This is a genomic window from Thalassospira sp. UBA1131, from assembly GCF_002311515.1.
Classification (GTDB): Bacteria; Pseudomonadota; Alphaproteobacteria; order Rhodospirillales; family Thalassospiraceae; genus Thalassospira.
In genome coordinates, this window is the sequence record NZ_DCAO01000029.1 from 4,231 (window position 1) to 9,690 (window position 5,460).

Here is a 5,460-nt window from a genome sequence, read left to right on the forward strand (position 1 = left end):
GGCCTTGCCGACCCGGCCCCGATCCTGCACACCCTGATGACCGACCCGCTTCTGACCACCAAGTTCCGCCTTGATAGCGTGGTGACCACGGTTGATGCGATCCATGGCGCAGGCCAGCTTGATAATCATCCCGAAAGTGTGAAGCAGGCGGCTGTTGCCGACCGCATCCTGATGACCAAGGCCGATCTGGCCGATGAGGCCACGTGCACAGCCCTTGAAACCCGCCTGCGCGCCCTTAACCCGGCCGCACCGATCTATCCGGTGGTCAATGGCGATATCGCGGTTTCAAAGCTGTTTAATGCCGGGCTGTATGACCCGACAACCAAAAGCATGGATGTGCAGAAATGGCTGCGTGATGAAGCCTATGAACAGCATGGCGATGACCATGCGCACCATCACGACGATCGCGAGCATCATGATCATCATGACCATGACCACCACCACGATCATAGCCACGACGTCAACCGCCATGACGACCACATCCGATCCTTCTGCATCACCTTTGATGAACCGATCCATTGGGATGCCTTTGTTACCTGGGCCGAAATCTTTACCCAGATGCGCGGCGAAAGCCTTTTGCGCGTGAAGGGTATCCTTAATCTGGTCGGCGAAGATGCACCTGTCGCCATTCATGCCGTGCAGCATGTTTTCCACCCGCCGGCATCCCTGCCCGCCTGGCCAAGCGATGATCACCGGTCCAAGATCGTCTTCATCACCAAGGATCTTGGGCCCCAGGTGATCCGTGAATCGCTTTATCACCTTAATGCCGCGGTCAGCGAAACCAATGATGGCAATACGGTCAAAGAATAATCGACCGCGTTTGAGCCACATCAAGGATCATTACCCATGATTGCGGCAATCTCGTCCTTGGCTTGATACAGCCTCACTCTAAGTCCTGAACTTCGGGCGACCCATTAATTTGGTCGCCCTTTTTCTTTGCCTGAAAGCCCCCACCCGCACACGAGGCTGCCCCGGGCCTCTCGCCAATTGCACAGCCCGTACCATCCTGATGTACAGGTTGCGATCGGCGACATGCGCACTAAATCTGGCGCAAATCGGGCAAACTGACACCGGATCGTCATTTGCACATGACACCGCGAAGACCCAAAATCACAACAATCAAACGAAACAAGGGGGTACACCAGTATGATTTACCGGAACTGGCAGGACACTAAAATCCCGGCCCTTGGCTTTGGGACGTACGAGCTCAATAACGATGAAGCAGCGAAAATGATCGCGGAGGCCGCCAAGATCGGCTATCGCCATTTCGATACCGCCCAGATGTATCACAACGAACAGGGCGTTGGTCAGGGCTTGAAAAATTCCGGCCTTGCACGCAATGACTACTTCCTGACCACCAAGGTCTGGTACGACAAATTCCAAAGCGGTGATTTGCAGACCTCCGTGGTGGAAAGCCTGCGCAAGCTTGATCTGGACCATGTTGATCTGCTGCTTCTGCACTGGCCCAATGATGACGTACCGCTTGAAGAAACCATGGCAGCCTTGAACGAGGTCAAAAACCTTGGCATGACGCGCCTGATCGGGATTTCAAACTTCCCGACCGCCCTGATTGATCAGGCCGTGTCGCTGACCGATGCGCCGCTGACGGTCAATCAGGTCGAATATCACCCCTATCTTGACCAGTCCAAGGTACTCGAAAGCGTGCGCGCACATGACATGCTGCTGACGGCCTATTGCCCGATTGCACGTGGCAATGTCATGAAGGACGCAACCCTTAAGGCCATCGGTGAAAAATACGGCAAGTCCCCCGTGCAGGTCACACTGCGCTGGTTGCTGCAACAAGACAGCGTCATGGCGATCCCGAAATCGGGCTCACCGAAAAATGCCGCGGCCAATTTCGATATCTTTGATTTCGAACTTTCGGAAAACGACATGGAAGCAATCCATGATCTTGCCAATCCAAACGGTCGCCTGATTGATCCGTCCTTCGCCCCGGAATGGGACAAGGCCGCCTGATCACCATCCGGCGTAACCGCGAACAAACATACAAAACTACCAAGACCGGCTTGCTTTAAGCCGGTCTTTTGCGTTTGGCGATGCCGTTACATCAAAAACACGCGATTTACGCCGCGATCTTGCGCACCGCTTGTTTCGCACCTGCGAAAAGCGTATTTTATCAAGGCCCTGACCCTAATCTAATCAACCAACTGGCAGCACACCGCTTATGAGCACCGCAAACACCAACGATAAAACCGACCCGGCCGCAACCAGCGAAACACCCAAAAAGGACGATATCGCCCATCGCCCGTATGAGGACGTTCTGGCCCTGTTGCTGGGCACCATGGTGGTGTCGCTTGGTGTCACGCTCTATAGCGAAAGCATCCTTGTCACCGGCAGTACCGCCGGGGCCGCCCTTTTGATTGAACATGCCACCGGGCTGTCGTTTGGCGTGATCTTCTTTGTAATCAACCTGCCCTTTTACTGGCTGGCTTTCAAACGCATGGGCAAGGCCTTCACCATCAAAACCTTCATCGCCGTTGGTCTGGTCTCGGCCTTCTCGAAGCTGACCCCGATGCTGGTGGAGTTCAACACGCTCAACCCGATCTATGCCGCGGTTGCCGGGGGTGCGTTGATGGGGATTGGCCTGCTCATGCTGTTTCGCCATCGCGCAGGCCTTGGCGGGGTCAATATCCTCGCCCTGTACCTTCAGGAAAACTTCAACATCCGCGCAGGCTATTTCCAGCTTGCCGTTGATATGGTCATCCTCGTCTGCGCCTTCCTGACCCTGCCCTTCGACAAGGTCCTGCTCTCAATCCTCGGCGCTGTCATACTCAACCTGATCATTGCGCTCAACCATCGTCCGGGACGGTATTTCACGGCACGGTAATTAAGTCTCTTTACCATATCGGTAAATCAAACTGGACAGGATCGGCATTCTGGATTACCATTTTGGTAATCTTATAGTGCTTCCTGCAAAGGAACTGATTTGCCAATCAAGGATATTAAACACAAAGGATTGCGTGAACTGTTTGAACAGGGCCAATCGCGGCATGTCGACAAACGGTTTCAGAAAAACGCCCTTCTGATCCTTGATCATCTTGATGCGATTTCAGATTTGGCGGACTGCATGGGCGTCAGGAAATTTCATCCCCTGATCGGCAACCGGGCCGGACAATACGCCATGAGCGTTTCGGGAAACTGGCGCATAACCTTTACATGGGATGGCAAGGATATTGTGATCCTTAACCTGGAGGATTACCACTGATGGATACGAACCGCCCTATTCGCCGTAACCGCAGGCCAACCGCCCCCGGCGAGATCTTGCGTGAACACTACCTTGTGCCACGTAAAATCCTGCAAAAAGATTTCGCCTGCGATATCGAGATCAGCGAAAAACATCTAAGCCGCATGATCAACGGACATGTGCGGATTGATGCGTCTCTGGCGGCCCGCATTGCCAAAGTATTGGGAACAACGACTGCCTTCTGGGTCAACTTGCAAGCAGCGGTCGACGCATGGGATGGCGAACAAGCGGAAGCAAACTGGCAGCCCCAAACAACATATCCGCCAGAACGGGCAGCGAGTTGAGAGAAAAATAAATCTATCCCCTTTCTTTACAGGAATACATTTGATCAGAATGAACAACCTTGCGAAACCGGTACCAATCGCAATAGGGATTGCTTTCTGCGCTGTCGTGATCGCGCTAATTGCTATTGGCATTGGGGGAGATATTTACGATCTCAATCACGGACTTTGGTGGATCAGCTTTGCCAAACAGATTCAGTGGGAAAGCATACTTGCTGGTGTTCTTGGTCTTGCTGGTGGCATCTTTGTGCTCACAGCAAGCCGCGCTCAAATCGCGGCAATTGAGAAATCAACAGCCGAAACTTTGCGACAAAGTAAAATTCATCATGCAGATGCGAGAACATCGGTTCTTCGTCTAGCTATGGATATGAGCACAGACAACCACGAGTGGGCAAAAACCCGCATTAACATTCTAGAACACCATCAAAACGAAACGACAGAAGGCGTATATAGCTCCGAAAAATCTGCTGCCTGGGGAAAAGCACTCTTCAATGTTAACCAAGAGCTTCTAGTGCGTTGTCTATATGCAGGTGACATGCTTAAAGCTCATGGAGTGACCAGCTTCAACTATCCTATTCATACTGCTATTTCTCGACTATGTAACGCAGTTAGCATTGATGCGGATGTGATGTTACCTGCCAATCCTCGCATTCCTAATGAGCATCATACCGTAACAATGAAACGCCTTAGAGAAGTTAGCGATAGGTCAGCACAAGCAAAAAACTATATTGATTTTGAAATTTCCCGTGTCTGCCGCGAATGCGGTCTGGAATAATTAGCTCTCGCTCTCATCCACCTATACAAACCCTATTACTAGGCAATGCACGGTTCTACCGGTGTATTTCATATTAATGGTAGCTCTCTGCTAATTATCCTAAAACTACCCAAGCAGCTTCAGATGACATTGGTCACAGGAAAGGAACAGACCGAGCAGCAAGCACAGGTATAGTCGTTTCAAGGAAAAATGGCGATCCCTGCAGGACTCGAACCTGCAACCTACAGATTAGAAGTCTGTTGCTCTATCCAGTTGAGCTAAGGGACCGCTGGGTGGGGTGGTTACGAACCCCGGGGCATGGCATTGGGCGCCTGCCCGACTGTATTCACAGGCTTTAACGTCCCCTGTCAGACGAAACGGGGCGGAAATCCGCCCCGAGAATTGGTCAAATACGCTGGCGAGTGCCAGATCAGACGACGCGTTTGAATGCGAAGTTGTCGGCATAGGCCTTGAGCTGAAGTTTGCGCGGTTTCGGCATTTCGATGTCCGCGATCAGCTTGTGCTTGGCGGCAAAGGCCTGCGCTTCTTCAAGGGTTTCGAAATACATGCGGACCTGACCACGGGTGTCGGTCGATCCGATCCAGCCCATCAGCTGATCCGCGACCTTTTTCGCACCCGGTTCAAATTCCATGACCCAGTGCTTGGTCGCAGCCTGACCGGACTGCATGGCGTTCTTGGCAGGTTTGTAAACACGGACCTTCATCGGGACCCTCGTCTTGACCTTCGGGATAAGATGATGATGGCAGTTAAACGGGTCTCTCTAACCCCTGCTATCAGTTCATCTTTTACACCTTTTATCGTTACTTGGAAATCCCGTTGGGCATCCGAAAACAATAAAAGGGGAAATGGTCGGGAAGGCGAGATTCGAACTCGCGACCCCCTGCTCCCAAAGCAGGTACGCTACCAGACTGCGCTACTCCCCGACGCGGATGTGGATTTAGCACCATCTTGCTGGGTGGGCAAGACCGCATTGCGTGTTTTTCTCGAAAATATGACACAAAAACCGACGCAAAAACCAAAGGCCGCAGATATCACCTGCGGCCTTGCTATTGCTGATTGATTGTGTGGCGTATCGATGGCGCAGCCTAGCGCGGCAATCCTTCGACCTTTTCACCAACCTCAAACCCCATCCGGTCAGA

At 52.4% G+C, this 5,460-nt stretch carries 7 protein-coding genes and 2 tRNA genes; 6 read left to right on the plus strand and 3 right to left on the minus strand.

Annotated features, from left to right (window positions below; all coding sequences use genetic code 11):
- The 6 genes from B3Z49_RS04165 to B3Z49_RS04190 all read left to right on the plus strand — a co-directional run.
- The coding region (locus B3Z49_RS04165) for a CobW family GTP-binding protein (protein WP_296988430.1) at positions 1 to 810 on the plus strand (810 nt) is incomplete at its 5' end.
- Positions 811 to 1,146: 336 nt separating this feature from the next.
- Complete coding sequence (locus tag B3Z49_RS04170; RefSeq protein WP_296988431.1) at positions 1,147 to 1,977, plus strand: aldo/keto reductase; 831 nt, start codon at positions 1,147 to 1,149, stop codon at positions 1,975 to 1,977.
- 208 nt (positions 1,978 to 2,185) lie between these two features.
- Positions 2,186 to 2,848, plus strand: coding sequence for a YitT family protein (locus B3Z49_RS04175; RefSeq protein ID WP_296988433.1), 663 nt, complete (start codon positions 2,186 to 2,188; stop codon positions 2,846 to 2,848).
- A 99-nt stretch (positions 2,849 to 2,947) separates the two neighbouring features.
- On the plus strand, positions 2,948 to 3,226 hold the full coding sequence (locus B3Z49_RS04180) for a type II toxin-antitoxin system RelE/ParE family toxin (protein ID WP_296988435.1): 279 nt from the start codon (positions 2,948 to 2,950) through the stop codon (positions 3,224 to 3,226).
- On the plus strand, positions 3,226 to 3,549 hold the full coding sequence (locus tag B3Z49_RS04185) for a HigA family addiction module antitoxin (RefSeq protein ID WP_296988436.1): 324 nt from the start codon (positions 3,226 to 3,228) through the stop codon (positions 3,547 to 3,549). The genes B3Z49_RS04180 and B3Z49_RS04185 overlap by 1 nt, the downstream gene beginning before the upstream one ends.
- A gap of 49 nt (positions 3,550 to 3,598) precedes the next feature.
- The gene (locus B3Z49_RS04190; protein WP_296988438.1) at positions 3,599 to 4,321 is read left to right on the plus strand and encodes a hypothetical protein; all 723 of its coding nucleotides are present in this window, start codon (positions 3,599 to 3,601) and stop codon (positions 4,319 to 4,321) included.
- Between the two features lie 190 nt (positions 4,322 to 4,511).
- Here B3Z49_RS04190 and B3Z49_RS04195 read toward each other — a convergent pair.
- The 3 genes from B3Z49_RS04195 to B3Z49_RS04205 all read right to left on the minus strand — a co-directional run bounded on the left by B3Z49_RS04195 (position 4,512) and on the right by B3Z49_RS04205 (position 5,244).
- A tRNA-Arg gene (locus B3Z49_RS04195) sits at positions 4,512 to 4,588 on the minus strand.
- Positions 4,589 to 4,730: 142 nt separating this feature from the next.
- On the minus strand, positions 4,731 to 5,024 hold the full coding sequence (locus B3Z49_RS04200) for an ETC complex I subunit (RefSeq protein WP_063089999.1): 294 nt from the start codon (positions 5,022 to 5,024) through the stop codon (positions 4,731 to 4,733).
- A gap of 143 nt (positions 5,025 to 5,167) precedes the next feature.
- Positions 5,168 to 5,244: transfer RNA gene (locus B3Z49_RS04205), tRNA-Pro, on the minus strand.
- Positions 5,245 to 5,460 lie beyond the last annotated feature (216 nt).

Excerpts from the sequence above, each read along its gene's own strand:
- B3Z49_RS04170 (WP_296988431.1), top strand. The coding sequence starts at position 1,147 with ATGATTTACCGGAACTGGCAGGACACTAAAATCCCGGCCCTTGGCTTT.
- B3Z49_RS04175 (WP_296988433.1), top strand. The coding sequence starts at position 2,186 with ATGAGCACCGCAAACACCAACGATAAAACCGACCCGGCCGCAACCAGC.
- B3Z49_RS04185 (WP_296988436.1), top strand. The coding sequence starts at position 3,226 with ATGGATACGAACCGCCCTATTCGCCGTAACCGCAGGCCAACCGCCCCC.
- B3Z49_RS04190 (WP_296988438.1), top strand. The coding sequence starts at position 3,599 with ATGAACAACCTTGCGAAACCGGTACCAATCGCAATAGGGATTGCTTTC.
- B3Z49_RS04200 (WP_063089999.1), bottom strand. The coding sequence starts at position 5,024 with ATGAAGGTCCGTGTTTACAAACCTGCCAAGAACGCCATGCAGTCCGGT.